This is a genomic window from Agrobacterium sp. rho-13.3 (assembly GCF_033957765.2).
Taxonomy (GTDB): domain Bacteria; phylum Pseudomonadota; class Alphaproteobacteria; order Rhizobiales; family Rhizobiaceae; genus Agrobacterium.
On the sequence record NZ_CP192774.1, the window covers coordinates 2,273,928 to 2,300,376 of the forward strand.

General features: G+C 57.6%; 23 protein-coding genes. 7 read left to right on the forward strand and 16 right to left on the reverse strand.

Features of this window, described 5'->3' with window-relative positions:
* Entirely contained in the window at positions 1 to 570 is a 570-nt protein-coding gene (locus RMR16_RS11260) for a GNAT family N-acetyltransferase (RefSeq protein WP_320198144.1), read from the reverse strand.
* A 217-nt stretch (positions 571 to 787) separates the two neighbouring features.
* A complete protein-coding gene (gene odc2, locus RMR16_RS11265) occupies positions 788 to 1,921 on the reverse strand; it encodes an ornithine/lysine decarboxylase (protein ID WP_320198143.1) in 1,134 nt (377 codons plus the stop codon).
* Positions 1,922 to 2,462: 541 nt separating this feature from the next.
* Between odc2 and RMR16_RS11270 the strand changes: the two genes are divergently transcribed.
* From RMR16_RS11270 to RMR16_RS11280, 3 genes are all read left to right on the forward strand, one after another.
* Positions 2,463 to 3,356 carry a LysR family transcriptional regulator gene (locus RMR16_RS11270; protein ID WP_320198142.1) on the forward strand — a complete coding sequence of 298 codons (894 nt, stop codon included), beginning with the start codon at positions 2,463 to 2,465 and terminating at the stop codon, positions 3,354 to 3,356.
* Positions 3,357 to 3,451: 95 nt separating this feature from the next.
* Entirely contained in the window at positions 3,452 to 4,099 is a 648-nt protein-coding gene (locus tag RMR16_RS11275; RefSeq protein ID WP_320198141.1) for a DUF1007 family protein, read from the forward strand.
* A 131-nt stretch (positions 4,100 to 4,230) separates the two neighbouring features.
* On the forward strand, positions 4,231 to 5,283 hold the full coding sequence (locus tag RMR16_RS11280; protein ID WP_320198140.1) for a nickel/cobalt transporter: 1,053 nt from the start codon (positions 4,231 to 4,233) through the stop codon (positions 5,281 to 5,283).
* Between the two features lie 6 nt (positions 5,284 to 5,289).
* Here RMR16_RS11280 and RMR16_RS11285 read toward each other — a convergent pair whose 3' ends face one another.
* The 4 genes from RMR16_RS11285 to RMR16_RS11300 form a co-directional block, all read right to left on the reverse strand.
* Positions 5,290 to 5,496 carry a hypothetical protein gene (locus tag RMR16_RS11285; protein WP_320198139.1) on the reverse strand — a complete coding sequence of 69 codons (207 nt, stop codon included), beginning with the start codon at positions 5,494 to 5,496 and terminating at the stop codon, positions 5,290 to 5,292.
* Positions 5,493 to 6,176, reverse strand: coding sequence for a GNAT family N-acetyltransferase (locus tag RMR16_RS11290; protein ID WP_320198138.1), 684 nt, complete (start codon positions 6,174 to 6,176; stop codon positions 5,493 to 5,495). Before RMR16_RS11290 ends, RMR16_RS11285 begins: the two co-directional genes overlap by 4 nt.
* A gap of 279 nt (positions 6,177 to 6,455) precedes the next feature.
* Positions 6,456 to 7,157: a tellurite resistance TerB family protein gene (locus RMR16_RS11295; protein WP_320198137.1), complete on the reverse strand. Its 702-nt coding sequence runs from the start codon at positions 7,155 to 7,157 to the stop codon at positions 6,456 to 6,458.
* 97 nt (positions 7,158 to 7,254) lie between these two features.
* Entirely contained in the window at positions 7,255 to 7,893 is a 639-nt protein-coding gene (locus tag RMR16_RS11300; RefSeq protein WP_320198136.1) for a 2-dehydro-3-deoxy-phosphogluconate aldolase, read from the reverse strand.
* Between the two features lie 256 nt (positions 7,894 to 8,149).
* On the opposite strand from RMR16_RS11300, the gene RMR16_RS11305 reads away from it, so the two are divergent.
* From RMR16_RS11305 to RMR16_RS11315, 3 genes are all read left to right on the forward strand, one after another.
* Positions 8,150 to 8,638, forward strand: a complete 489-nt coding sequence (locus tag RMR16_RS11305) for a CYTH domain-containing protein (RefSeq protein ID WP_320198135.1) — start codon at positions 8,150 to 8,152, stop codon at positions 8,636 to 8,638.
* Positions 8,622 to 9,530 (forward strand): CHAD domain-containing protein, encoded by a 909-nt coding sequence (locus tag RMR16_RS11310; protein ID WP_320198134.1) that lies wholly within the window; start codon positions 8,622 to 8,624, stop codon positions 9,528 to 9,530. The genes RMR16_RS11305 and RMR16_RS11310 overlap by 17 nt, the downstream gene beginning before the upstream one ends.
* Before the next feature lie 101 nt (positions 9,531 to 9,631).
* Positions 9,632 to 10,588: a rhodanese-related sulfurtransferase gene (locus RMR16_RS11315; RefSeq protein WP_320198133.1), complete on the forward strand. Its 957-nt coding sequence runs from the start codon at positions 9,632 to 9,634 to the stop codon at positions 10,586 to 10,588.
* Positions 10,589 to 11,262: 674 nt separating this feature from the next.
* Here RMR16_RS11315 and RMR16_RS11320 read toward each other — a convergent pair.
* From RMR16_RS11320 to RMR16_RS11365, 10 genes are all read right to left on the reverse strand, one after another.
* Positions 11,263 to 13,455 carry a bifunctional diguanylate cyclase/phosphodiesterase gene (locus tag RMR16_RS11320; RefSeq protein ID WP_320198132.1) on the reverse strand — a complete coding sequence of 731 codons (2,193 nt, stop codon included), beginning with the start codon at positions 13,453 to 13,455 and terminating at the stop codon, positions 11,263 to 11,265.
* A 199-nt stretch (positions 13,456 to 13,654) separates the two neighbouring features.
* Complete coding sequence (locus tag RMR16_RS11325; protein WP_320198131.1) at positions 13,655 to 14,431, reverse strand: MetQ/NlpA family ABC transporter substrate-binding protein; 777 nt, start codon at positions 14,429 to 14,431, stop codon at positions 13,655 to 13,657.
* A gap of 35 nt (positions 14,432 to 14,466) precedes the next feature.
* Positions 14,467 to 15,135, reverse strand: coding sequence for a methionine ABC transporter permease (locus tag RMR16_RS11330; protein ID WP_320198130.1), 669 nt, complete (start codon positions 15,133 to 15,135; stop codon positions 14,467 to 14,469).
* Positions 15,125 to 16,165, reverse strand: a complete 1,041-nt coding sequence (locus RMR16_RS11335; RefSeq protein ID WP_320198531.1) for a methionine ABC transporter ATP-binding protein — start codon at positions 16,163 to 16,165, stop codon at positions 15,125 to 15,127. Before RMR16_RS11335 ends, RMR16_RS11330 begins: the two co-directional genes overlap by 11 nt.
* A gap of 325 nt (positions 16,166 to 16,490) precedes the next feature.
* On the reverse strand, positions 16,491 to 17,123 hold the full coding sequence (locus RMR16_RS11340; RefSeq protein WP_320198129.1) for an NAD(P)H-dependent oxidoreductase: 633 nt from the start codon (positions 17,121 to 17,123) through the stop codon (positions 16,491 to 16,493).
* 676 nt (positions 17,124 to 17,799) lie between these two features.
* A complete protein-coding gene (gene xylA, locus RMR16_RS11345) occupies positions 17,800 to 19,110 on the reverse strand; it encodes a xylose isomerase (protein ID WP_320198128.1) in 1,311 nt (436 codons plus the stop codon).
* Between the two features lie 184 nt (positions 19,111 to 19,294).
* Positions 19,295 to 20,743 carry a xylulokinase gene (gene xylB, locus RMR16_RS11350; RefSeq protein WP_320198127.1) on the reverse strand — a complete coding sequence of 483 codons (1,449 nt, stop codon included), beginning with the start codon at positions 20,741 to 20,743 and terminating at the stop codon, positions 19,295 to 19,297.
* Positions 20,744 to 20,870: 127 nt separating this feature from the next.
* Positions 20,871 to 21,890: a LacI family DNA-binding transcriptional regulator gene (locus RMR16_RS11355; RefSeq protein ID WP_320198126.1), complete on the reverse strand. Its 1,020-nt coding sequence runs from the start codon at positions 21,888 to 21,890 to the stop codon at positions 20,871 to 20,873.
* An 807-nt stretch (positions 21,891 to 22,697) separates the two neighbouring features.
* Positions 22,698 to 24,281, reverse strand: a complete 1,584-nt coding sequence (locus tag RMR16_RS11360; protein ID WP_320198125.1) for a DHA2 family efflux MFS transporter permease subunit — start codon at positions 24,279 to 24,281, stop codon at positions 22,698 to 22,700.
* A 72-nt stretch (positions 24,282 to 24,353) separates the two neighbouring features.
* The gene (locus tag RMR16_RS11365; protein WP_320198124.1) at positions 24,354 to 25,553 is read right to left on the reverse strand and encodes an HlyD family secretion protein; all 1,200 of its coding nucleotides are present in this window, start codon (positions 25,551 to 25,553) and stop codon (positions 24,354 to 24,356) included.
* Between the two features lie 154 nt (positions 25,554 to 25,707).
* On the opposite strand from RMR16_RS11365, the gene RMR16_RS11370 reads away from it, so the two are divergent.
* Complete coding sequence (locus tag RMR16_RS11370) at positions 25,708 to 26,379, forward strand: TetR/AcrR family transcriptional regulator (RefSeq protein WP_320198123.1); 672 nt, start codon at positions 25,708 to 25,710, stop codon at positions 26,377 to 26,379.
* Positions 26,380 to 26,449 lie beyond the last annotated feature (70 nt).

Below are 26,449 nucleotides of genomic sequence, written 5' to 3' on the forward strand. Positions count from 1 at the left end.
TCAGACAGAAAACCTGCGCCCGTTGGCAACCAGCATTCCGGCAGCGCCGTTCAGCCAGCCGTCTTTCAATTCCAGCGCCAGAAACCGCGACCGCTCAAACGGGCCGGGCATCACCAGATGCTGTGTCTGGGCAGTGAAGAAACCGAAACGCTCATAATAAGCCGCATCACCCACCAGTAAAATCGCGCCATGGTCGCGCTTTGAGGCCTCGGTGATGGCAGCACGCATCAAGGCAGAGCCGATGCCCTTGCCTTCATGGGCGGCGTCCACGGCCAGCGGACCGAGAAGAAGGGCCGCAACCGGCTGACCTTCCCGCGTGACACCCGCCTGAACGTTCCACAGGCGCACCGTGCCGATGACATGGCCATCTTCATCGCGGGCAACCAGTGCCAAGCCTTCGGCTGGAACACGACCGGCGCGCAGCTTTTCGGACGACTTGCGGCGGCGGCCAGCGCCCATGGCGGTGTCGAGCAGGCTCTCACGGGCAACGATGTCGCCTGGGTTCTCTGCGTCGATATGAAATGTCTGCGGTGTGAAAAATGCACGAACCGAATTGAGAACAGCGGCCATCCCGGCCTCCCGTCACCAAGCCGCCCACAAAGCGGCACCTTACATAAAAGCATGTCGCGCAAAAGTGCGTAGCGGTTTTGCGACAACAACATGCGAGAAAAAAGAGTTGATACGTCCCAGCCCGCCCTCAGTCCGAAAGAGATTCGGCAAGCGTTTAGCAAAAGCAGGAACGGGAAACCCGGAGAATGCCGCCTGCACCAAACAGGCGGCAGCTCACTCAGATAACGTAGGACTTCAGCGGCTCGAAACCGTTGAACGCCACCGCCGAATAGGTTGTGGTGTAGGCGCCGGTGCCTTCGATCAGAACTTCGTCACCAATGCTCAGCGAGACCGGCAGCGGGTACATGTTCTTTTCATAGAGCACGTCGGCGCTATCGCAGGTCGGACCAGCCAGAACGCAAAGCTCCATGTCGTCCTGATCGCGCTCGGTGCGGATCGGGTAACGAATGGCCTCGTCCATGGTTTCGGCCAAACCGCCGAACTTGCCGATGTCGAGGAACACCCAGCGGTGGTTGTCATTGTCGGACTTGCGCGAAACAAGCACGACTTCCGCCTTGATCACACCGGCATTGCCCACCATGCCGCGGCCCGGCTCGATGATGGTCTGTGGAATCTGGTTGCCGAAGTGCTTGCGAAGAGCAGCATCGATGGCCTGACCATATTCTTCGGCAGCCGGAACATCACGCAGGTACTTCGTTGGGAAGCCACCGCCCATGTTGACCATTTGCAGGTGGATGCCCTGCTTGGACAGCGATGCGAACACGCGCTTGGCATCGGCAAGGGCAGCGTCCCATGCGTTGAGGTTCATCATCTGCGAACCCACGTGGAAGGAGACACCATAGGACTCCAGACCAAGCTGATGGGCGTAAACGAGAACATCGACAGCCATCTGAGGCACGCAGCCGAACTTGCGCGAAAGCGGCCATTCGGCACCTTCACCATCGGTCAGAACGCGGCAGAATACACGGGCGCCGGGGGCTGCACGGGCAACCTTTTCAACTTCCTCATGGCTGTCCACGGCGAAGAGGTCGATGCCGAGTGCATGTGCACGCGCAACATCGCGTTCCTTCTTGATGGTGTTGCCATAAGAGATGCGGTTGGAAGTCGCACCGGCATCGAGCGCCATCTGGATTTCAGCCACGGAGGCGCAATCGAAGTTGGAGCCAAGCGATGCAAGCAGCTTGAGGATTTCTGGAGCCGGGTTTGCCTTGACCGCATAGTAGATTGCGCTGTTTGGCAATGCATGGCGGAAGGCATGGAAATTGTCGCGCACGACGTCGAGGTCAACCACGAGGCAAGGGCCTTCGGGACGACGGGTCTTGATGAAGTCGATAATGCGTGCAGTCGTCATCGTTGTATTCCCTCAAATGAACCGACCCCGGAAAAAATCCGGAGGACAAAGGGCGCTCAAGATACGCAAGACGAATCAGCCGGTGGAGGCGCAGATTCATTCGCATACGCTCAAGGCGCAAATGTGAACAACGCCCTGCCAGAGCATTATTCGGCTTTGTCTGCCATGGGATTGGAGGGAAACTTCCCAACCGCACTTACGGCAATGATGGTGTGCCTCTTCAGTACCCCGGCTGATGGAAAGCCGGCAGAGAACCAGAAAGGCCCGCACCGTCGTTGCTTCGTATGTCCTCGCATTTTCCGGTTGGCCGGAATAGCGACTGGAGGGGTTAATTCCAGGTACCTTACCGAGATCCTCACCAAATCGAGGGTCGGCGGACACACATGGGCACGTGCGACTTTGGGCAAGACGGGAGATAAGAATATTCGCGGTCATAATCAAGGGAATTTTTCATCATATCGATGTTTTTTTCATCACGCTATTTTATTCTTGAACGATCTGGCTCAACCGTTCAATTATGTCGAACAAACAGGAGAGTTTGATGGACACCCTCACCCGTATTCGCGCTTTTATTGATGTTGTCGAAGCGGAAGGCTTTTCCGCCGCCGCCCGCAAAACCGGGCGGTCCAAGGCGCTTTTGTCCAAATATGTCCGTGAGTTGGAAGATGATCTCGGCGCGCTGCTGCTCAACAGAACAACGCGGCAATTTTCGCTGACCGAAGCGGGTCATACCTATTATCGGACCGCCGCCGATATCCTCACGGAGATCGACAATCTGGCCGATCTGGTGCGGGAAAATAATGCCGACCTGAAAGGTAAACTCCGTCTTTCCGTGCCGCGCACCTTCATCGATGCGGAAATCGGCCAGAGCCTGATCGATTTTGCCAAGGAAAACCCGGAGCTTTCGCTGGAAATCGTTGCCGAAGACCGCTTCGTGGACCTGATCGAAGAAAACTTCGATATGGCGATCCGCATCACCAAGCTGGAAGATTCCGGCATGATTGCCAAGAAGCTGGCCGATTTTAGGGTCTATGCGGTGGCCACGCCGGATTTCGTGGATCGCCACGGCCCGCTGAATTCGCCGCAGGATTTGGGCAAGGTGCCCTGCATCGTGGATACCAACTCCCGCTTCCACAACCACATCCGTTATTTCGAACCCGGCGGCGGCACCAACTCGGTGGCGATTACCGGGCCGCTTGAAGTCAACAGTCCACAGGCCACCCTGCGTGCCGCCCGGTCCGGTCTCGGGGTTGCCATCGTGCCCGACTTCATCGCAAAACCGCATATTCTGTCCGGCGAACTCGTGACCCTGTTCGACGACTATATTTCGCGGGATCGCGGCATTTATGCCGTCTATCCGCACCGGCGTTATCTGCCCGCAAAGGTGCGCAGCTTCGTGGACTATCTGACAAACTGGTTCAAGAAGAACGTTTGAACCGTCACGGCCTCTTTATCGCACCAGCCGAAATTCGGTCCCAATTGACGTTAAAATCATTCAGCAGATTCGAGAGTCGAGACAGACAGACATCCATGAAAAACGCACTTTTGCCACTGGCCGTAAGCCTGTCCGCCTGTCTTGCGCCGATGACAGCCTTCGCGCACCCGCATATTTTTGCCGAAGCGCGGATGGAAATCATCGAGGGGGCCGATGGTAATTTGGAGGAAGTCCGCAACATCTGGCGTTTCGACGAGATGTTTTCCGCAAGCGTCGTGCTGGATTACGACAAGAACAGCGACGCAAAGCTCGACAAGGAAGAGTTGGCCGAAATCGGCAACACCGTCCATGAATCGCTCGCGGAATTTTCCTATTACACCTTCATCACCCAAAACGGAAAACCGGTTGATCTGGGCAAGCCGGATGCCATCCATGTCGATTATAAGGACAATCAAATCCTGATGTTCTTTTCCATGAAGCCGCAAAAACCACTCCCCATAAAGGGTTTGCTGAGCTTCGGCGCGTGGGATCCGACCATGTACACGGCGATCGATTTTGCCAAGGACACCGACCTCGTGGTGAAAGGCTCCCATCTGGCCGCCTGCAAACACAAGGTCATCCGTCCCAATCCCGACGAAATCATCTCCCAGAACCAGAACAACCTCACAGATGCCTTTTTCAACGATCCGACAGGAACGGACATGACAAAGCTGTTTGCCACCCGGCTGGAACTGACATGCTGATATCCTCTTCCCTGGTTCCTATGCTTGTCACGGGAATCCAGCCAGCCCAGTCCCGGGCTGAAAGAGTCTTTTCGCCGCGCAGACGCGCATCGACTGGATTCCGGTCACCAGGACAGGAATGAGGAAAAAAGATGCTAACAAACAGAAATAGCGCCCGACTTTGCGTTGTGACTAGCGCCCTGCTCCTTCTCACATTTTCCATTGTCCACGCCCAATCCCCCCTCGGCATCGGGTCGGCTGAACCGTCCATTTCCATCGGCGGGCCGCTGGCGCCGCTGTTCCAATGGATCAATGTTCACCAGCAATCCTTTTACCGTGCTCTGACCGGCGCGCTGAAAGCCATGCGCGAAGACCCGTGGGCGCTGACCTCCCTGGTCGGCCTGTCTTTCGCTTATGGTGTTTTCCACGCCGCAGGGCCGGGGCACGGCAAGGCGGTTATTTCGTCCTATATGATTGCCAATGAAACGCAGCTCAGGCGCGGCATTCTCATCTCGTTCATCTCGGCGCTGATACAGGGTGCTGTCGCCATCGCGCTGGTGGGCGCGGCCTATCTGGTGCTACGCGGCACCTCCATCACCATGACCAAGGCCACACAGGCGATGGAAATCACCAGCTTCGCCATGGTCGCCCTGTTCGGCGCGTGGTTGCTGTTTCGCAAGCTGCGCAGTCTTATGGTGAGGGTGGAACCCGCACCCGTGCTTGCTGTCGACAATGCCGCTCCCATCAAAACCGGAATGGGAACCGGACTTCGTTTCCAAGGCCAGCCGGTGTTTATCGATCATAGCCACAGCGGCGCGGGCGATGTCTGCACCACCTGCGGAAACGCCCACGCACCCGATCCTTCGCTGCTGCAATCGAAAGATTTCAGCCTGCCCGAAGCATGGTCCGCCATCATAGCCGTCGGCCTGCGGCCCTGCTCCGGCGCCATCATTGTCATGAGCTTTTCGCTGCTGAACGGCCTTTATCTCGGCGGCATCATGTCCGTTCTCGCCATGTCCATCGGCACGGCCATCACCGTATCCGTGCTGGCGTGCCTTGCAGTCAAGGCGAAGGATTTGGCGGTGCGGTATGCCGGTTCAGGCAGCACGCGGGCGATGCGCATTTCCACCGGCATCGAAATCGCCGGTGCGCTTGTCGTACTGCTGATGGGTCTTGGCCTGCTTGGCGCTTCGCTTCAGGCCTGAGTTCGTTCAGTGCTTGCGCTGATACCGGGCGCGCAGCCAGAACACCAGAAAGAAGGCCAGAACGGCCAGCGTATCGAACACTGCTGCGACCCAGACCGAATAATGCTCGGCCAGCCACAAGGTGATGGTCGGCATGATGAAAAACAGCAGACCGAACCCCAGCAGAATGGCGATGGCCGCGAACATGGCAGACTTATTGCTGTTGGCTGTCATGCGGAAAGTCCTGCGCGAATGTCTTCGAGTTTGCGTTTCTGAAGACCATCCGGGCCGAAATTCTCCGGCGCAAGCCAGGCTTCAAACGCCTCTCGGATCACCGGCCACTCGCCATCGATCATCGAAAACCATGCGGTATCGCGGTTGACGCCCTTGGAAATCATATGTTGGCGAAACACGCCTTCGAAGGTGAAGCCATAACGTTTCGCCGTGGCCTTGGATGGCTCGTTTTCATTGTGGCACTTCCACTCGTAACGGCGATGGTCCAGATCGTCGAACACATGTTTGGCCATCAGATAATGCGCTTCGGTTGCCAGCGGCGAACGCTGCATCTTGGCGCCATGCGCCACGGAGCCGACTTCAACCACGCCGTTTTTCGGATCGGGCCGCATATAACTCGCCATGCCCACAACATCACCCGTGGCATTTTCAAGGAACACGAGCGTCACCCAGCCCAGAGCTTTCTGCGCGCCTTCAATCCAGTCGCCAAACGCATCCGCATTGGGAAAGGCATCCTGCGGAAAATATTTCAGCAGATCATTGGTGCCCGACCCGCCCAGTGCGACCCAGAGATTTTCAAGATGCGCAGCCCGATCAAACGGCACCGCCGTCACAAAACGTCCTTCAAGCGTCACCGGCGCAGGCGCTGGGCATCCTTTAAACTGGCTGAGATCGCGCATTCTTTTCCTCATAAAATGACGGAAAAGACTTACGGTAGGTGGTGGGTAAAGACAACAGCGGATGTGGGAGGTTGGTGGGTGTGGCTCACCCCCCTCTGCCCTGCCGGGCATCTCCCCCACAAGGAGGGAGATTGGCTGGACGCAAGTTCCTCGCGCCTTCTTCAACGTTCAAGATGGGCGGGAGCTATCCACTTGCCGATCTCCCCACCTGTGGGGGAGATGCCCGGCAGGGCAGAGGGGGGTAGCCACACCCGCCAAAGCCCAATTCATGGAATGTCGTCAAACCTTCGCCGCAGACACCGTCGCCTCGATATGATCCACCAGCGCATCAGGCAAAGCCAGGCGCCCCGCCAGAAGGTCAAGATACCCACGCTCGGCGCGGCTGTCCGGCTCGATGGTCAAGCGTGACGCCGTATAAAGCTCCACCTTCTGCTCTTCGGTCTGGGCGGCAGCCACCAGCGCATCGATATCCAGCGGATCGGCCAGTTCTTTTTCGATGAATGCTTCCGCTTCATGGTCGAGGCCGGAGACCTGCACCTTTTCCATGATGCGCGCCCGCTCTTCCGCGTCGATATGGCCATCGGCCTTGGCGGCGGCAATCATGGCCTGCACCAAAGTCAGCGCAAAACTGTTGGAAAGTGTGGCCGATTGCGGGTGGAATGGGGAATCGACCGGCGGCGGCAACAGCACCTGTTGTGGCTGCGGCTGCGGAGCAGCTTCCGGTGCCTTGCCGGACTGGTAATTCTTGTAGGCCAGATAACCAAGACCGGCGATGGCGGCGATACCGCCGACGGCTGCGGCATTGCCGGCAAGCTTGCGTCCGGTTTTTGTGCCGAAGATGGCAGCAGCGATAGCGCCTGCCTTCAGGGGATTGTTCTTCGCTATGTCGGTGGCCTGGCCAGCCCGGTCACGCACGCTTCCCGAAAGGCCGGGAACCTGAGAGCCCAAAAACTGGTCTAGAAGCTTCTTCGCGTCGAACATTAAAATCTCCTGTTTCACTCGATATGAAACAGGAGATAGGGAGCCTTGCGGCAAAAACAAATGGTTGTGATGGTCACGCCATCGTGACCACCAGGACTTAGCCGCGCAGCGCTGCCGCTTCCGCTGCCAGCTTGGTGATGCCATCCCAATCACCGGCGACGATGAGTTCCTTTGGCGCAACCCATGAACCACCCACGCAAACGACGTTTGGCAGCGACAGGTAATTTTTGGCATTCTTCAGCGAAACACTGCCGGTTGGGCAGAACACCACGTCGGCAAGTGGAGACGACAATGCCTTGAGGTAGGGTGCGCCACCGGCCTGCTCGGCAGGGAAAAATTTCAGAACCTTGTAGCCCTTGTCACGCAGCACCATCACTTCGCTGGCTGTTGCAGCGCCGGGCAGAAGCGGTACTTTGGAATCTTTCGCCGCTTGCAGAACGCTCTTGTTCACGCCGGGGCTGACGATAAAGGTAGAACCAGCCTTGGCCGCCGCTTCAAAATCTTTTTCGTTGAGGATCGTGCCGGCACCCACATGAGCGCCTTCAACTTCGGCAGCCACAGCGCGGATAGCGTCCAGTGCGGCAGGTGTGCGCATGGTGATTTCGATGGCGTACAACCCACCAGCAACCAGCGCGCGCGCCAGAGGAACGGCAGAGGCAACATCGTCCACGATAAGAACAGGCACCACCGGCTGAAGTTTCAGGATGGAAAGCAGCTTTTGGGAATCCTGGGCCATGGCAATATCTCCTCTATTGAAACGATTGAATTTGGTTTTCAATTACCGCGCAAAGCCATGGCTGTCCAGCGCATCAGGCCGAAAATCGGCTCCGATTGCCGGAAAGCGCAATTCGTAGTTTCAATGAGTTAGAGCGCATTTAGCGCATCCGAATGGACACGCTGCGCTCCGCATAAAAACAAAATATTTCGGTTTCATTGCTTTTTCATGACAGTTGCATGCGCTAGGGTTGCCCGTAAATCGGGCAGGGTGTTGAATGGCAAAAGAAATTGAACGCAAATTTCTGGTTCGCAGCGATAGCTGGCGCGGCGAAATCACATCGCAGACACCTTTCCGCCAAGGCTATATCGTCTCGCTGGAAGACCGTTCCGTTCGCGTCCGCATCAAGGGAGACGATGCCGCGACCTTGACGATCAAGATCGGCGCAAGCAGCCTCATGCGCGATGAATATGAATATGACATCGCGGTGGCAGATGCGCAGGAGCTTCTGAGCACATCGCTGGGCATCGTCATCGAAAAAACCCGCTTTACCGTGGACCATGAAGGGTTCGTCTGGGAAATCGACGTGTTCGAAGGTCTCTATAGCGGTCTCATCGTTGCGGAGGTGGAGTTGAACTCTGAGACCGATCAACCCGCTTTGCCCGCATGGCTTGGCCCGGAAGTCACGGGCGACCGCCGCTATTCGAACCAATATCTGGCCACAGACGATCTTAGCGCAGAGTTGTGCCATGTCCTTCAAGGTTAACCCCGCCAAACCTTTTGTCGAAGAGCTTAAGAAAGTCGGCGTGGCGTTGATCGATGAGGCCGTGGCTGCACTGTCGCAGCAGCCGGATGGCCCGCACGCGGCGGTGCACGAGGCCCGCAAGAAGTTCAAACGGCTGCGCGCCCTGTACCGCTTCACGCACAACAAAGCGCCAGACTTCCGCGCCGCCGAAAACACCCGGTTTCGCGATATCGCCCGTTCCCTTTCCGCCGCGCGTGATGCGGCGGCACTGGTGGAAAACATCAGCTACCTCGAAACCTTCAGCCGCACAGACACGGAACGCCACGCCCTTGCCTCCGTGCATGAAACGTTGGCGAAGCGCCGTGACGCGATGACCAGCGACGATGGCGACCTGCCCGCCCGTATTCGTTCAGCCATTGCGGAATGTGAAAACGGCAAACAGGCCTTGCAGCACCTGTCCCTGCCACACAGTGACAAGACGGCGTTGAGCCTCATCACACACACATGGCGCAAGCAGCGGCAAAAGGCGCTGGATGCGCTCAGCGCCTGCCACACTGATGCCCATGACGAGAATTTCCATGATCTGCGCAAAAGCGGACAGGTTTACTGGATACATCTCGCCCTGTTGCGGCGGCTCTGGCCATCCGCCATGCGCGCCAAGAAAGTCGATGCCAAACGGCTGGTCGATCTGCTGGGCCATGAACATGACCTGTCCGTGCTTGCCGCTTTCGCCGACCGCGAACCGGATGTTTTCACAGGCGGCGACACGCTGGCTCTGTTGCTGGATGCGATCCTTCATCGCCAGCAGGCATTGCGTCAGGAGTGTCTTGAACTCGCCGACCATGTCTTTGCGGAATCGGCCAAAACCGAGAGCAAGATCATTGGTCTTTTGTGGAAAGACGCTGCGGGCTAGGCTGTGTGGCATGTTTTGACAAAATTCAAAACGTCACGATCGTCCCGTTATTCAGCGAAATATGATTGCGCAAAAGCCGATCTGGCTGTATTTCAGCCGCCATGACCGACACCTCTACCCTACCCCGCCCGGACTCCGCGCCGGATGCAACTGGCGACTTTCTCGTGGCAGCGCTCTATCATTTCGCCCGCTTCCCGCGGTTTGAAAGCGTGCGCGATCCGCTGTTCAAGCTGTGTCAGGAAAACGGCGTCAAAGGCACGCTGCTGCTGGCCGCCGAAGGCATCAATGGCACCATTGCCGGAACCGATGCGGGCATCGGCACCATCCTGGGTTATCTGCGCGCCCAGCCGGAATTTTCCGGCCTTGAGCACAAGGAAAGCCGCGCGTCCAAAATGCCTTTCGTGCGCATGAAGGTGAAGCTGAAGCAGGAAATCGTCACGATGGGCGTGCCGGATATCGATCCGAACCAGATCGTCGGCACCTATGTGGACCCGAAAGACTGGAACGAGCTGATCTCGGACCCGGACACGATCCTCATCGACACCCGCAACGAGTACGAAACCGCCATCGGTCTGTTCAAAGGCGCGGTCGATCCGCAAACCAAGACGTTCCGCGAGTTTCCAGATTGGGTGAAAAACAATCCCGGCCTCCACAACAAACCCAAGATCGCCATGTATTGCACCGGCGGCATTCGCTGCGAAAAGGCCACGGCCTTCATGAAGGATCAGGGCTTTGACGAGGTTTACCACCTCAAGGGCGGTATTCTGAAATATCTCGAAGAGGTGCCGGAAGAAAACAGCCTGTGGGAAGGCGCCTGCTTCGTCTTCGACGAACGTGTGTCCGTCGTTCACGGCCTGGCCGAAGGCGACCACAAACTCTGCCACGCCTGCCGCAATCCGATCACAGAGGACGTGCGCCGTTCACCGCAGTTCGAAGAAGGCGTGTCCTGCCCCAGCTGCTACGATGGCCGCACGGAGGAAGACCGCGAACGCTTCCGCAACCGCCAGAAACAGATCGACCTCGCTAAGAAGCGTGGTGACAAGCATATCGGGCGGTAGGGGGGCGTTTGCCCTCGCCTTTTTCCAAAAGGCTCTAGCAAGCCACACCCTCCGCCTGCAAAGCCCGCATCCCTCGTCCTTCGAGGGTCGCTCCGCTCCCGCCTCATGATGAGGGATGCTACCGTCTACGTCGCGGCATCTGATCTTCAAAATCACCGTCATATCGCCTCAGGTTCGGCAGGGCAGAGGCGGTAAACGACACCCTCCGCCTGCTGCCGTTGTCCTCCTCGCCGCATGCTCCGCCCTCATGCTGAGGCGCTTTGACCGCAGGGCAAAGCCTCGAAGCATCCGTTGGTTTGGCGCACCGCGTTCCGCATCCCTCGCCCTTCGAGGGTCGCTGCGGGGCACCTCTCCTTCGACAAGCTCAGGATGATGGATGAGGGACGCTACCGTCTGCGTCGCTGCATCTGATCTCCACAATCACCGTCATATCGGCTCAAGTTGGGCAGGGCAGAGGCGGTAAGCCCACCCTCTGCCTGCTGCCGTTGTCCTCCTCGCCGCTTGCTCCACCCTCATGCTGAGGCGCTTTGACCGCAGGGCAAAGCCTCGAAGCATCCGTTGGTCGGCGCACCGCGTTCCGCATCCCTCGCCCTTCGAGGCCCCTGCGGGACACCTCTCCTTCGACAAGCTCAGGATGATGGATGAGGGACGCTACCGTCTGCGACCCTTGACCTTCAAGAAACCTTCCGCTGCTTCACCGGCGTTTCCTGCGCGTGCAGCAACTCAGACACCTGCTCTGGCTGCAAAGGCTTGGCGAACAGATATCCCTGCAATTCATCACAGCCGCAAAGCTGCAAAATCGCTGCCTGATCTTCGGTTTCGATGCCCTCCGCCGTGACAGGAATGCCAAGGGCGCGGGCCAACGCCACCGTGGCGGTCAGCATTTCCAGCGAACGGCCACCCGTATCCAGCGCGGCCACCAGTGACTTGTCGATTTTCATGCGGTCGAAGCCGAAGCGGCGCAGATAACCGATACTTGCAAACCCGGAGCCGAAATCGTCCAGCGCGATGCTGACGCCGATCTGTTTCAGTTTTTCGATTGCCGTTGCCGCCCGTTCCGGGTGGTGAATGAAATACCCTTCGGTCATTTCCAGCATCACCCGGGCGGGCGCAATACCGTTGCTCTCCAGAATGGACAGCACATGCCCGGCAAAAGCGGGATTTCTAAATTGCACCGGCGAAATATTCACCGCCAGTTTCAGCCCCGGCCAATCCACCGCCGCCTCACAGGCTTTGCCCAGAACCGACAAACCAAGCTGATCGATCAGGCCACTGGTTTCCGCAGCAGCAATGAAGATATCCGGCGACACTGGACCGAAACCCGCGCGGTTCCAGCGCGCCAGGGCTTCCACGCCGATGATCTTGCGGCTGAGCGTGTTGACCACCGGCTGAAAGACGACCTTGATCTCGTCATGTTCAATCGCATATTTCAGGTCGGCTTCAAGCTGATTTTTTTCTTCGCGGCGCGTGTCCATATGCGGTTCATAGGACATGTAACGTCCGCGCCCGTTTTCCTTGGCTTCATACATCGCCATATCGGCCCGACGAAGAAGCTCTTCGCCATCGAGATCGCCGCCTCTGGAGACGGATGTGCCGATGCTGCACCCGATGGCGGCCACACGATCACCGATCATGAAGGGTTCGGAAAACAGGTCCAGCAGGGCGTCGCACAGCTTGCGGCCTTCGATGCGGGCGTTCTCGCCTTGTAGCGCAATCGCAAACTCATCGCCCCCCAGCCGCGCCAACAGCGCCTTTTCCGGCACCAGCACGCCAAGCGCCGCCGCCACACCCTTGATCAACAGATCGCCGACGCCATGACCGAAGGAATCGTTGACCTCCTTGAAACCATCCAGATCAAGATAGATCAGGTTGACATAGGAATTGTCCTGCCGGGATTTCCCCAAAAGCCGTTTTAAACCGAGAAACAGGCCGGGACGATTGTAAAGCCCACTCAGCCGGTCCCGCAGCAACTCCCTGCGCGCGCAGGCCTCGTCATCCTTCAGCTTCTTCAAAGCGGCAATGCCGATGGCCAGCAGGGCCACGAAAGACAATCCGGTAATGGCAATGGCGGTCAGCACCACGGGGCGAACTTCGCGCATACTGATATCGCCCGGCTTCTGGGAACGCCATGTCAGCTTGCCAAGAACCTCACCCTGCGGGTTGAAAATATTGACGAAATAAGGCGCCCGCGTTTGCACCGGCTGAAGCGAAAGGCCGTTGATGACATAGGTTGATGCAAGCTTGTCAACCTTATCCCGCGTCAAATGCCGTGCAAAAACCAGATAGCGTGGCCCCACGTCGGATTGTTCGAGCAGGCCGGATTTGTTGCGCACCAGCGCGACGCCGACGGCAGCGATTCCACCCTGCGTTCTGATGAAACCGGTGGCCTCCGGTGTCTCACCCGCTCTGGCGGAACGAACCGCCTGGATGAGATCCGGCATACCGTCACCGAAAAATGCCCCGATCGTCCAGGTCGCCGGGACACCATTGTGATAGGACATCAGAATGTGCTCGTCCTTATCGATCAGCACGGCGGTGTCGAACAACTCGCTGTTGACGGTCATGTCACCGTAATTGCTGACCAGCCATTCCATGCCACCCGGCGCATAGGCATAACGCGCCGCGTCATCCCATGCCGCATAATCGTTCAGGGTCGCCGCCAATTGGTCGCGGAACGTGGTCAGCGCGCCGGAGGTCGTCTCCAGAGAGCGCTTCTCGTCCAGCACATTGGTGTTTTGTGACACGTTGTTAAGGGCAGAAAGAATAAGGGCTGTGACGATGAAGACCACACATGCGAATGCGAAAAGCACGCCAGCAACTGCCGCTCTTCGACCGACCAACAGTTTCCCTACATCTTTAGGCAGCATTTATCAGCATCTTGTTCCCTCGTAGGCCTGCATCCTCCGGGCCAAGTGTTCAGAAGCTGTTAAAAAAGCAGGAAAACGCCCCTCAAATCGCACGGGTATCGCGCAATAGCTGCATCGTTTCGGATTAAAGCTAACCAGTCGTAAAAAAACCTCCCCCATTCGCATGGGAGAGGCCAAAGAAAACAACCAAAAGAATGGCTTACCAGGCAGGCACAACCGCGCCCTTGAATTTTTCAAGCACGAAAGCCTTCACTTCCGGGCTGTGGTAGGATTCCAGCAACGTCTTCACCCAAGGTGCATCCTTGTCGGCGCCGCGAACGGCGATGACGTTGATGTAAGGCGCCTTTTCGCCTTCACGGGCAATCGGATCCTTGGAAGGGTCAAGACCGGCTTCCAGCGCATAGTTGGTGTTGATGACAGACGCGTCGACATCATCCAAAGAACGCGGCAGCTGGGCAGCGTCGAGTTCTGCAAAGTTGATGTTCTTCTTGTTTTCCTTCACGTCAGCCGGGCCGATCTTCAGGCCCTTGCTTTCGTCCACCTTGATCAAGCCCTTGTCGGCGAGGATCAACAAAGCGCGACCGCCATTGGTCGGGTCGTTTGGAATGGCGATGGTTGCGCCGTCCTTCAACTCGTCGAGGCTCTTCACCTTCTTGGAATAGATGCCCATCGGGAAGTTGACGGACTGGCCGACGCTGACGAGATCGAACTTGCGATCCTTGACCTGATTGTCGAGGTAAGGCTGGTGCTGGAAGGAGTTGGCCTGCAACTCGCCGTCGTTCAGCGCCTGATTGGGAACGACATAGTCAGAAAATTCCAGAACTTCGATGTCCAGACCCTTCTTGGCGGCGATTTCCTTCACCTTTTCGATGATCTGCGCGTGTGGGCCGGGCGTTACGCCGATCTTGATGGTTTCGGCCAGTGCACTGCCTGCAAACAGGACGGCAAGCGAGGCTGCGATAATCAGTTTTTTCATGATGGGCTCCTTTGTTTTGTTGTTTTTGGTCTGGTTTAATTTTTGCGATTACGCTTGTCGAAGCGGCGCGCCAGCGTATCGCCAGCGCTCTGCACGATCTGCACAAGCACGATGAGAACGACGACCACCACGGCCATGACGTCAGGCATGAAGCGCTGATAACCGTAGCGAATGCCAAGATCACCCAGGCCACCGCCGCCAACAGCACCCACCATGGCCGAATAACCGATGAGGCTGACGAGTGTAAGTGTCAGCGCCAGCGTGATGCCGGGTCTGGCTTCGGCGAGCAAAACCTTGGTCACGATTTGAACAGGCGTTGCGCCCATGGCACGCGCCGCTTCGATCAGGCCCGTATCCACTTCGCGAATGGCCGCTTCCACCAGACGCGCCACGAAGGGCACGGTTGCCACCGTCAACGGTACGATGGCGGCAGAGGTGCCGATGGAGGTGCCGGTGATCAAACGCGTAAACGGAATGATGGCTACGACCAGAATGATGAACGGCGTGGAGCGGGCGGCATTGACGATCAGCCCGATGATACGGTTGGTCATCGGCGCTTCGAACAACTCACCCTTGCCACTGGTGGCGAGGAAAATGCCGATCGGCAGACCCAGCAGCGAGCCGATAAGGCCAGACACCGCCACCATATGCAGCGTCTGGAGAAGGGCTTTGTTCAGAACGGTCAAAAGCATATCAAGCGACATAACCGAGCACCTCCGTGGCAAGACCGGTTTGCGCATAAAAACGATTGGCGCGCTCCAGAACCTCAGCCGTCGCCGGATAGGACACCACCAGCGAACCAAACGGCGCACCGGAAATTTCCTCGATGGTTCCAGCCAGAATGTTCACATCCGGGCCGATCTCATTGATCAGCCGTGCGGTCAGCGGCTGGAAAGCCGTTGCACCGAAAAACACGAGACGCACCAGCACACGGTCCCCGGCTGATGCCTCTGCCTTCAGGCCGGACGTCACCCAATGCGGCAACTTCACGCCAACGGCGGAAGATAGCAGGCTGCGGGTCGTTTCGTGTTTGGCACCGGTGAAGATATCGAATGTGCTGCCTTCTTCGACAATCAAACCCTTGTCGATCACCGCAACCTGCGACGCAATGGTCTTCACCACCTCCATCTCATGGGTGATGAGAAGCACGGTCAGGCCAAGCTCGGCATTGATCTTCTTCAGCAGTTCCAGAATGGACTGCGTGGTTTCCGGGTCCAGCGCAGAGGTCGCCTCGTCAGACAGCAGCAGCTTCGGTTCGGTTGCCAGCGCACGCGCAATGCCGACACGCTGTTTCTGCCCACCGGACAGCTCTGCCGGATAACGGCCAGACTTATCGCCCAGCCCAACCAGATCGAGCAGTGGCCCGACCTTGCTTTTGATCTCGGCTTTCGACACACCAGCGATTTCCAGCGGCAAGGCCACATTGTCATAGGCGGTGCGCGACGACAGAAGATTGAAGTGCTGGAAGATCATGCCAACGGAACGGCGAAGCGTGCGCAGGCCCGCCTCATCCAGCGCGCCCACATCGACACCATCGACGATAACCTTGCCGGAGCTCGGTTTTTCCAGGCCGTTGACGAGGCGGATCAGCGTGGATTTGCCGGCACCGGAGCGGCCGATAATGCCGGAAATCGACCCTTTCGGCACGACATAGTCAACACCGCCCAGCGCTGTGAACGATGTATCACCGCCGGGGTCGCCAAAGGTTTTGGTCACGGCATCGAACACGACCATCGGGTCGCTGGCCGTTTCACCCGGCGGTGCGGCACTCGGTGGCGCAGCATTGGCCGCAAAATTTTGAAGTGTCATAAAAAGCTCTTCGGATCGAATTTATCGAGGTCTAAACCCGGCGGCAAAAAGGCCGCTTCTGCTCATGCTGCCAATCGGCACATTCGACAACGGAAGACGTTCCGGAGCATTACGTTAGCTTTCCTTGGTCGAAGCCGGGTTCGGCCTCTCTGTATCGCAAACATGCCCGCCTGCGATACAGTTTTATAGGTATGTTTTTTCAATTATCGGCGAACCGAAGAAAAAACGACCTCTGAGCCGGTGAGAGCGATCACTTTACCGTGGTAACGAACTGGTCGAGCGGGCGGCGGACCTTCTTGAGATTGACCAGCCAGTCGCCGTCTTCCTGACGATAGCCCAGCGGCAGGATCGTGACGGAGCGCAGACCCTTTTCGCGAAGACCGAGGATTTCATCCAGCTTTGCCGGATCGAAACCTTCCATCGGCGTGGAATCCACACCTTCGAACGCAGCCTGTGCAACCGCAATACCAAAGCCGATATAGGCCTGACGGGCAGCGTGTTCGAAGTTCACGTCGGCATCACGGCCCGGATAGGTCGCGAGAAGCTGCTGGCGGTACTTTTCCCAGCCTTCATTCTTGAAGCCGCGTTCGTCATTGGTCAGATCGAACATGTGGTTGATGCGCTCAACCGTATAATTGTCCCACGCCGCAAACACCAGAAGGTGCGAGCCTTCCGTGACCTGCGCCTGGTTCCAGGCGATTTCCTGAATCTTTGCGCGGGTTTCCGGGTTGGTGACGACGATGATTTCAAAAGGCTGCAAGCCGCTGGATGTCGGGGCAAGACGCGCCGCTTCGACAATGCGCGCGACCTTGTCTTCGGAAACGGTTTTCGAAGGGTCCATTTTCTTGGTGGCATAACGCCAGTTCAGTTTTTCAATCAGCATGGCAATCTCCTTGGGACTGGCCCCGTTTTGGTCTGCACGCATGTGCCGAGCCGGGCTTCCATAAAACCCCACACACATAAGCCATGCTGCGACGCACACAAGAAGGCACAGGGAAGTAACCATGCAGAATTCTCCCCGGTTCGCCTTTTCAAAAAGCGAACCGGGGGACTATCGAAACATCCGGCAAATGCGATGGCATCGACTTGGATGATAATGGTCTTGCATTTGCCGGACCGGATGGAAAACACTTTCACGATACCTATCTGAACGCCCGGTCTCTTGCCTGGCCAGGTGCAAGAGGTGGCGTCCACGAAACGGCCCTCTTTCGGAGAGGCCGCTTGTCGATACCGGCTTTCAAACCACGAGAGCGCCGCGCGTTGCACCCTTTTGCTTCGAAGCACCCCCATTATGCGGCAGGATGAAAGGGCGTGGAGAAAATTTTTTATAAGTGATTGATTTTGTTGGAAACTGTTTTTTTGTGGCTGGGGAGATTGGGATATTTTGCAAAAGAATGCCTCCCAATCTCCGTCATGCCGGACTTGATCCGGCATCCAGCGGCCTCGCGTCTGCGAGGCAAAAGAGTCTCTCAACCCAAGGACTTGGGTTGACTGGATCCCGGATCAAGTCCGGGATGACGGAATATGCAGGTCAGGCTCAGCCATACGCCAGCCGCCGCTTAAACGTAGCGATTGACCACGTTTTCGAGATATTCCTGACGACCGGACTTCGGCTCGGGATTGATGTTTTCCCGCTCCACCAGTGCCGCGATCTCGTCCAGCTTCACGTCGCCACGCAGCAGCTTCTGCGCATCCGCCGTGTTCCACTTGGCGTAACGGTCTGCCAGTGGCTGTGACAATGCCTTGTCTTCGATCATCTTCGCCGCAGCTTTCAGGCCGCGTGCGCAGCAATCCATGCCGCCGATGTGGCCGATCAACAGGTCGGCAGGGTCGAGAGACTGACGGCGCAATTTGGAATCGAAGTTGGTGCCACCATTCTTGAAACCGCCGCCGTCCAGAACGTGGTAATAGGCCAGCGCCATTTCCGGCACATTGTTCGGGAACTGGTCGGTATCCCAACCGGACTGGTAATCGTTGCGGTTCATATCGATGGAGCCGAAAATGCCGAAAGCATTTGCCATGGCCAGCTCATGCTCAAAGGAGTGACCGGCAAGAATGGCGTGGCCCTGCTCGATATTGACCTTCACTTCCTTGTCCAGACCATGCTTTTGCAGGAAGGCATAAACGGTCGCGACGTCGTAATCATACTGATGTTTGGTCGGCTCCTGCGGCTTTGGCTCGATCAGGATCGTGCCTTCAAAACCGATCTTGTATTTGTATTCCACAACCAAGTTGAGGAAGCGGCCAAGCTGGTCCAGCTCGCGCTTGACATCGGTGTTCAGCAGCGTCTCATACCCTTCGCGACCGCCCCACAGAACATAGTTCGCGCCATCAAGCTTCTTGGTGGCGTCAAGGCAGGTTTTGACGGTCGCTGCCGAATAAGCAAACACATCCGGATCCGGGTTGGTCGCGGCACCAGACATGAAGCGGCGATTGGAGAACAGGTTCGCCGTGCCCCACAGGAGCTTGACGCCGGTATCGGCCTGCTTCTGGCCGAAATAATCGACGATCTCGTTGAGGTTTCTGGTGTTTTCGGCAAAGGTCTTGCCTTCCGGGCGCACATCCGCATCGTGGAAGCAGTAGAACGGTGAACCGAGCAGCGAGAAGAATTCGAACGCCACATCGGCCTTCAGCTTGGCGGCCTGCATCGTGTCTTCAAACCATGGACGCTCGAATGTCTGGCCACCGAAGGGATCACCGCCGGGCCATGTGAAGGTGTGCCAATAGGCCACCGCAAAGCGCAAATGCTCTTCCATGCGCTTGCCACCGACGATTTCGTCCGGGTTGTAATGCCTGAAGGCCAGCGGGTTGGTGCTGTCTGGACCTTCATATTTGATCTTGGCGATATCGCCGAAAAAGCCTGTGCTCATGTGTGGTTCTCCTGTTGTATTTGGACCGTGTAACTATGGCAAAGACCCCCTCTGCCTGCCGGCATCTCCCCCACAAGGGGGGAGAAATTCGAGGCACGACCTTCGCCTTCATCACGAAGTTCGCGCGTGGCAGGTAAGCCCCTCCCCCTTGTGGGGAGGGGTTGGGGAGGGGTCTTGCGTCAATTCAAATGTTGCGTATTGCCGGATAAACCGCCCGATAACGCCCATAAGCCTCCTCATAAGCCGCAGCCAGTGCAGCAACCGGCTCTATCGTTTCCTCCGTTTTCGGCTGTGAACACACCGCAACCGGGTCCGCGCCCGTCGCGGCAATCAGCCCAAGACGCGCCGCGCCAAAGGCCGCGCCGAAATCGCCTTCCGCCGGAATATCCACCGGCACGCCAAGCGCTGTGGCAATCGACGCCAGCCAGTAACGGGAGCGCGAACCGCCACCAATCGCCGTCACCCGCGAAATAGACGTGCCTGCCGATTTCAGGGCTTCGAGATTATCGCGGATGGCAAAGGTCACGCCCTCGACCACAGCCTGTGTCAGCGCCTTGCGGTCGCTTTCATGGGAAAGCCCGATGAATGAGCCGCGAATGGCGGCATCATTGTGCGGTGTGCGTTCGCCGGAAAGATAAGGCGCGAAGGTTACGCCGGTTGGGGCTTTCAACGCATCGCCCAATTCGGCGGTCAGATCAGCAGCGGATTTCCCGGCAATGCCGGAATACCAGTTCAGCGCGTCCGTGGCGGAGAGAATGACGCCCATCTGGTGCCATGTGTTCGGCAAGGCGTGGCAGAATGCGTGAACCGCACTTTCCGGCTTCGGAAGATAAGACGCGTTGGCTGCAAACAGCACGCCAGATGTGCCGAGCGACACGAAGGCATGGCCTTCCGCAACCGTGCCCATGCCGCAGGCAGAGGCGGCATTGTCCCCCGCGCCACCGGCAACGACGACCTTGCCGGACATGCCCCATGCGGATGCCAGCGCGCCACGCAGCGTTCCGGCCTCATCTGTGCCTTCCACCAGCGATGGCATGTGCTTTTCATCCAGCCCGGTCGCCTCCAGCAATTCGGGGGACCATGTGCGCGCACCGGTATCCAGCCAGCTTGTGCCCGCCGAATCCGACATTTCCGAAATATATTCACCCGTCAGCCACAGCCGCAGATAATCCTTCGGCAACAGCACCTTGACGACTTTCGAGAAAATCTCCGGCTCGTTATTGGCCACCCAGACCAGCTTTGGTGCAGTAAAACCGGGAAATACGATGTTGCCGGTGATCTTGCGAAAACGGGGATCGGCGTCCAGTTTGGCGGCTTCGGCATAAGAGCGTGTGTCGTTCCACAAAATGCAGGGGCGCAGCACATCGCCGCTCGCATCCACCAAAGTCGCACCATGCATCTGGCCGGAAAGGCCGATGCCCTTGACCGCCGCAAGCGCCTTGGGAAACTTGGCTTTCAGCCCGGCAACGGCTGTTTCCGTCGCCTTGATCCAGTGGGCCGGATCCTGTTCCGACCAGCCGTGATGAGGGCGGGACACCTCCAGCGAACCATTGGCCGAACCGATGATCTTCTGGTCACCATCAATCAGCAGCGCTTTGACGCCGGATGTGCCTAAATCAAGACCGAGATACATGCTGTCCTCCATTCGCCAGAGCATCGGACCGAAAAGTGTGAAGCGGTTTTCGGGTAATCCGATGCTTAAATAAAAAGTTAGAGCGGCGGGACCAATTCCTTTTGTCCTCCCGCCGCTCTGATGAGTCTCAAGGCAGATTATCCCTGAGGAATATGTCGATGCGGATACGCTCCTGCGCTTCGATGACGGCAAGCCCATCTGCCCGCGCTTTCAGCACGCGAATGGCACTGCGCACCTCATGCCCGGCATCCTGGTTCAACACGGCATCCAGCACACCTTCACGCAGGGCATTGGTGGTGTTTTCGTTCAACTCATGGGCAATGACGCAAGGCGATAAGGGCGATGCTTTCAGCGCCTTGATCAGACCGCGATTGCCAGCGCCGAGGCTGTAGATGCCCAGAAGATCGGGATGGTTCTTGAAGCATTCTGTCGCCAGATGCTCGACCGTTTCCGGGTCATCGCGCCCTTCGAGCACCGGCAGAATGCGCAGATCGGGAAACTCGTTCTCCATCACATCGCGGAAGCCGTGGAGGCGCTCACGGTGGTCCCGCACCAACATGGAACCAGCCAGCACGGCGATATCGCCGCCGGCTTTGGGCAAAAACCGGCCCATCAGGCTGGCGGCCGTTCTTCCCGCCGCCACGTTATCCACACCGGCAAAATGGTCGCGCCGTGAACCGGTCAGATCAGACACCAGCGTCACGGCAGCAATACCGCTATCGCCCAGCCGATCCGTTGCCTCGACCACGTCCTCGGAATCAATCGCCACGAAAGCAACCCCGGATGGTTTTTCCTGCCGCGCCACCTCGAGCGCCTGGGCGAGCGCCGCCGCATCGAAAGGTGGCACTTCGATAATGCGGATGGAGGTCCGCTCGAGGTATGAGCGCGATGCCGCAGCCCGCACCTCGGCACGAAGACCGGCCATAAAGGAATTGTCATTGTTGGGAAGGATGAAAACCAGCGCGTAACTTCTGCCCTTGGCCAGATTGGCGGCGGCTATATCGCGCACATAGCCCAAGGCAGAAATCGCCGCCTCGACCTTGGCCCGCGTCACCGCATGAACCCCCGGACGCAGGTTTATCACCCGGTCGACGGTGGCAAGGCTGACGCCCGCTTTAGCGGCAATATCGTGAACTGTCGGCTTCATGTTGTCTCCCGCGCACTTCAATAGAGGAAGATTTGAGGTACGTAAATCAGAAAATGACGTACGTACCTCAAAATTTGGTTTGTGGGTATGGGGGCGCATAGCACTCCTCATCTTGAGGCGGGCGCACAGCGACCCTCGAAGGACGAGGACTGCGGGTAACGGCGGAGTGTGCAGCCGGATGCTTCGAGGGTCGCTTCGCTCCCGCCTCAGCATGAGGGCGGAGCATGTGGCGAGGAGTGAGACAGTAAAGATGGAGGGTGTGGCTCACCCCCTCTTTCCTGCCGCACTGATCCGATATGACGGAAGTTGCGGAGATCAGGTGCGGCATTGCAGACGGCAGCGTCCCTCATCCATCATCCTGAGTTTGTCGAAGGAGAGGTGCCCCGCAGGGGCCTCGAAGGGCGAGGGATGCGGAACGCGGTGCGCCAACCAACGGATGTTTCGAGGGCGCCGCGCGCCGCCTCAGCATGAGGGTGGAGGGTGTGGCGGGACGTGCAACGTTGAACGATGGAGGCTGTGGCTTACACCCCTCTGCCCTGCCGGGCATCTCCCCCACAGGTGGGGAGATTGGCTAGAGGCGGCCTTTCAAACATCTTGAACGCTGCGAATGAAGCGAAGAGCGTGCATCCTGCTAATCTCCCCACCTGTGGGGGAGATGCCCGGCAGGGCAGAGGGGTGTAAGCCACACCCGCCAACGCCAACAATTCGATGCTCGACAATAGATGATTTGGCAAACCTCCACCCCAAAATACGAAAGGAGCCGCCATTTCTGGCGACCCCTCAGCGCTGCGGTGGAACTTTTAAATCTTAGTGTGCGGCATCTGGTGGCGGCACTGTTTTGGGTTTTTTGATCAGCACTGTCAGGAAGATCAGTCCGGTAAACAAAAACGTCAATCCAAAGAACACATCGGCAAAACCCAGTAGCCATGCCTGTTGCGACACGGTGCCGACCAATTTCTTGATCGCGACGGATGCACCGTCGAGACCATAGGAATCGTAGTTCGCACCCACGCTGTTCAGCCATTCCAGCGCTGCGGGATTACCGTAGTTCACATGCTCGGCAATCCGCACATAGTGATCGTCGGTGCGCTGGCTGAGCACGGTGTTGATGACGGCAAGGCCGACCGCGCCGCCGAGGTTACGGGTGAGGTTGAACAGGCCGGATGCATTCTTGATGCGGGCGGGTGGCAGGGTGCCGAGTGCGATATTGTTGATCGGCACCATGCACATCATCAGTCCGAAACCACGCAGGATTTGCGGGATCAGCAGCTCATTGAAATCCCAGTCGGTCGTCACATAGGTCATGATCCATGTCCCCGCCGCAAAGGAGGTGAAGCCGATGGTCATCATCACGCGCAGGTCCAGCTTGGTGGAGAGCTTTCCCGCAATCGGCGCAGTGAAGAACATGGCCAGACCGGACACGAACATCGTTTCGCCGATCATCAGCGCATCGTAACCACGGATGCGACCGAGATAGAGCGGGTACATATAGGTCAGCCCGTAAAGCCCGATGCCCATGACGAAGGAAAACAGCGAGCCGATGGAGAAGTTTCGATCCGCGAAGGCTTTGAGATCGACAACCGGGAAATCCACCTTGAAGGCACGCCAGAAGAACACGACACCGCCGATGATCATGGCCATGGCGCCCAGCACGATGTGGTTGTCGTTGAACCAGTCCTTGTTGTTGCCCTCTTCCAGAACATATTCCATCGAGCCGAGGAAGACGGCCATGGAGAGAAGGCCCCACCAGTCGAACCTCTTCCAGAGCGAGCTTTCAGGCTTGTCGAAATCGATGAATTTCCACGTCACGATGGTGACGATGATGCCGGGAATGATGTTGACGAGGAACAGCCAGTGCCAGGAAAAAGCATTGGACAGATAACCACCCACCGTTGGCCCGATGGTGGGTGCCAGCGTTGCAACGAGGCCGATGATTGGCGACACGATGCTGCGCTTGGACGGCGGAAAGATGGTGAAGGCGGCGGCAAAGACGGATGGGATCATGCCGCCGCCTATGAAGCCCTGAATGGCACGGTAAACGATCATCTGGTCGATGTTCGTCGCCGTGGCACACAGGGCACTGGAAATGGTGAAACCGGCGGCGCAGGTGGCAAACAGCACCCGCGTCGAAAGAATACGCGCCAAGGTTCCCGAAAGCGGGATCATGATGACTTCGGCAATCAGGTAAGATGTCTGAACCCAGGCGATCTCATCCGACCCGGCACCCAGACCGGCCTGAATTTCCGCAAGGGATGCGGACACGATCTGAATGTCGAGGATCGACATGAACATGCCAAACACCATCGCGAAGAACGCGATGAGGCGTCTTTTGTCCATGGGAGGATCGACTGCGGCCACTCCGCCGCCCGCCATACTGGCTGTTGCCGCCATGATCTTGATCCTTAGAGCAATTCCAGCAACCGTGTGACGCGGTTTGATCTCTGGAATTGCGTGAAAACAATGTTACTTCGACTGATTCTGAGCCGTCTGTGTATTTTCGGGCGACGTGCGGGTATCCACATCGACAACCACACTCAAACCGGCACGCAACTTATGCTTGGCAAGGTCTTCCTTGGAGAAGACGACGCGAACCGGCACACGCTGGATGACCTTGGTAAAGTTGCCCGTGGCATTTTCCGGCGGCAGCATCGAGAAGATCGAGCCGGATGCAGGCGAAATGGACTGCACGGTGGCTTCGATATCGTGATCGCTGAACGCATCCACATGCACGCGCACCTTGGAACCCGGCTCGATTTTCGCGAGCTGCGTTTCCTTGAAGTTGGCGTCGATATAGAGGTCATCCATCGGCACCAGCGAAGCAAGGCGCTTGCCGACCGAAACCAGATCACCCGTCTGGACCGAAAGATTGCCGATGACGCCATCATAAGGGGCGCGCAGCACGGTGAAGGACAAGTCACGGTTGGCCTTGTCGCGGGCAATCTCCAGCGTCTTGACCGAGCCTTCGGCTTCCTTGCGCTGCGCCTTCAGCAATTCGATATTGGCCTGAGCCGAAACGACGCCTGCCTCACCGGCCACAACGTTGGCCTTGGCCTGTTCCATGGCGATCTGCGCATTATCAGACGATGCCGCGGTGCCGACGTCCTTGGCCTGAAGTTCGCTGGCGCGCTTCAGGTTGATTTCCGCACCACGGAGCGCTGCATCCAGCGCACCCTTCTGGGCCTGCGCCTGCTGAAGCGAAGCAACCGCACCGGCAATCTGCGCATCGATACGTGCAAGCGAAAGCTGCTGCGTTTCAAGCTGGGCTTCCGCCTGCTCCACCGCATTGCGATAGTCGCCATCATCCAGAGTGACAAGTGGATCACCGACCTTCACCTCCTGGTTGGCGATCACGTCGACCTTGGCGACATAACCGGACACCTTGGGCGAGATGACGGCGATGTCACCTTTAATATAGGCGTCATCCGTGGAGATGAGAAAACGACCGTCGGTCCACCATTGATAGCCATACCAGCCACCAGCTGCGAGAACGCCAATGACGATGACCGGCAGAACGAAAGATTTGCGCTTTTTCTTCTCCGGAGCCGCAGGCTGCACGGGGGCAGAACTCTGCTCAGCCGCAGCTGGCTTGTTCTCTTCCACACGCGCCTCGATCTCTTCGGACGAATTGACTGCTCGGACTGCACCGCTCTTCTGGGCCGACATCGCTCACACCATTCATTGTAATATAGTCAAGAAATTCGAACTGAACCGTTCGGTTCGATTGACATAATCGGTTTCTTACCACATATCAAGTCATATCGAACCAATTGGTTCGATATATTGAATCGAATCTGAAAATAAATTACGGATCGAGATCGTGAGCACAGAGACAAAAATCGAGGACATCTGCCCGGCCCTTTTACCGGGACGCTTTGCTGCGGGCGAAGACCCCGCCAAGCGGGACCAGATCCTTGAGGGCGCCTGGCGTGTGTTCAAGCGCAAGGGTTTCGATGCCGCCAGCATGAACGACATTACCAAGGAAGCTGCTGTTTCCAAAGGAACAATCTACGTTTATTTCCAGAGCAAGGATGATCTTTTCGCAGCCTTGATCGACCGGCACCGCGCGGCATTCGCCCTGTCCATGCGCGATATTCTGGCAGGCACGGAAGAAGTGCGTGACGGCCTCTGGCAGTTCGGTGATGCGTTTATTCACAAAGTGACATGTACTGACATGATACCTGCCATGCGCTCAGCGCTTGGCGTGCTCGACAGAATGCCCAAACTCTCCAAACGCTTTTTCGTGGCCGCACCAAACAATGTTCGCGTGGTGCTACGGGACTTTCTTCAACATCACGTCGATCAGGGAACGCTGGTCATTCCGGATGTGGACCTTGCCGCCCGCCAGTTCATCGAGCTTGCCACCGGCACTTTCTTCAAAATGCGTTTGTTCGGCGAATTGCAGGGCGAAGCCCCGCCGGACGAAGTAAAACACGTCCTTTCCAGCGCCATTCACGTTTTCATGGCCGCTTACGGAACCAAAGTCGCCTAAATCCATTCAGGTCCGAATTTTGCATCGAAACGTCAGGCGCAAAGAAAGTGCGAATGATGGCTGTCACACG

What these genes read in the sequence shown, in the direction of transcription:
- RMR16_RS11260 (WP_320198144.1), bottom strand. Translation starts at nt 570, where the DNA reads ATGGCCGCTGTTCTCAATTCGGTTCGTGCATTTTTCACACCGCAGACA.
- odc2 (WP_320198143.1), bottom strand. Translation starts at nt 1,921, where the DNA reads ATGACGACTGCACGCATTATCGACTTCATCAAGACCCGTCGTCCCGAA.
- RMR16_RS11270 (WP_320198142.1), top strand. Translation starts at nt 2,463, where the DNA reads ATGGACACCCTCACCCGTATTCGCGCTTTTATTGATGTTGTCGAAGCG.
- RMR16_RS11275 (WP_320198141.1), top strand. Translation starts at nt 3,452, where the DNA reads ATGAAAAACGCACTTTTGCCACTGGCCGTAAGCCTGTCCGCCTGTCTT.
- RMR16_RS11280 (WP_320198140.1), top strand. Translation starts at nt 4,231, where the DNA reads ATGCTAACAAACAGAAATAGCGCCCGACTTTGCGTTGTGACTAGCGCC.
- RMR16_RS11285 (WP_320198139.1), bottom strand. Translation starts at nt 5,496, where the DNA reads ATGACAGCCAACAGCAATAAGTCTGCCATGTTCGCGGCCATCGCCATT.
- RMR16_RS11290 (WP_320198138.1), bottom strand. Translation starts at nt 6,176, where the DNA reads ATGCGCGATCTCAGCCAGTTTAAAGGATGCCCAGCGCCTGCGCCGGTG.
- RMR16_RS11295 (WP_320198137.1), bottom strand. Translation starts at nt 7,157, where the DNA reads ATGTTCGACGCGAAGAAGCTTCTAGACCAGTTTTTGGGCTCTCAGGTT.
- RMR16_RS11300 (WP_320198136.1), bottom strand. Translation starts at nt 7,893, where the DNA reads ATGGCCCAGGATTCCCAAAAGCTGCTTTCCATCCTGAAACTTCAGCCG.
- RMR16_RS11305 (WP_320198135.1), top strand. Translation starts at nt 8,150, where the DNA reads ATGGCAAAAGAAATTGAACGCAAATTTCTGGTTCGCAGCGATAGCTGG.
- RMR16_RS11310 (WP_320198134.1), top strand. Translation starts at nt 8,622, where the DNA reads ATGTCCTTCAAGGTTAACCCCGCCAAACCTTTTGTCGAAGAGCTTAAG.
- RMR16_RS11315 (WP_320198133.1), top strand. Translation starts at nt 9,632, where the DNA reads ATGACCGACACCTCTACCCTACCCCGCCCGGACTCCGCGCCGGATGCA.
- RMR16_RS11320 (WP_320198132.1), bottom strand. Translation starts at nt 13,455, where the DNA reads ATGCTGCCTAAAGATGTAGGGAAACTGTTGGTCGGTCGAAGAGCGGCA.
- RMR16_RS11325 (WP_320198131.1), bottom strand. Translation starts at nt 14,431, where the DNA reads ATGAAAAAACTGATTATCGCAGCCTCGCTTGCCGTCCTGTTTGCAGGC.
- RMR16_RS11330 (WP_320198130.1), bottom strand. Translation starts at nt 15,135, where the DNA reads ATGTCGCTTGATATGCTTTTGACCGTTCTGAACAAAGCCCTTCTCCAG.
- RMR16_RS11335 (WP_320198531.1), bottom strand. Translation starts at nt 16,165, where the DNA reads ATGGTCGTGTTCGATGCCGTGACCAAAACCTTTGGCGACCCCGGCGGT.
- RMR16_RS11340 (WP_320198129.1), bottom strand. Translation starts at nt 17,123, where the DNA reads ATGCTGATTGAAAAACTGAACTGGCGTTATGCCACCAAGAAAATGGAC.
- xylA (WP_320198128.1), bottom strand. Translation starts at nt 19,110, where the DNA reads ATGAGCACAGGCTTTTTCGGCGATATCGCCAAGATCAAATATGAAGGT.
- xylB (WP_320198127.1), bottom strand. Translation starts at nt 20,743, where the DNA reads ATGTATCTCGGTCTTGATTTAGGCACATCCGGCGTCAAAGCGCTGCTG.
- RMR16_RS11355 (WP_320198126.1), bottom strand. Translation starts at nt 21,890, where the DNA reads ATGAAGCCGACAGTTCACGATATTGCCGCTAAAGCGGGCGTCAGCCTT.
- RMR16_RS11360 (WP_320198125.1), bottom strand. Translation starts at nt 24,281, where the DNA reads ATGGCGGCAACAGCCAGTATGGCGGGCGGCGGAGTGGCCGCAGTCGAT.
- RMR16_RS11365 (WP_320198124.1), bottom strand. Translation starts at nt 25,553, where the DNA reads ATGTCGGCCCAGAAGAGCGGTGCAGTCCGAGCAGTCAATTCGTCCGAA.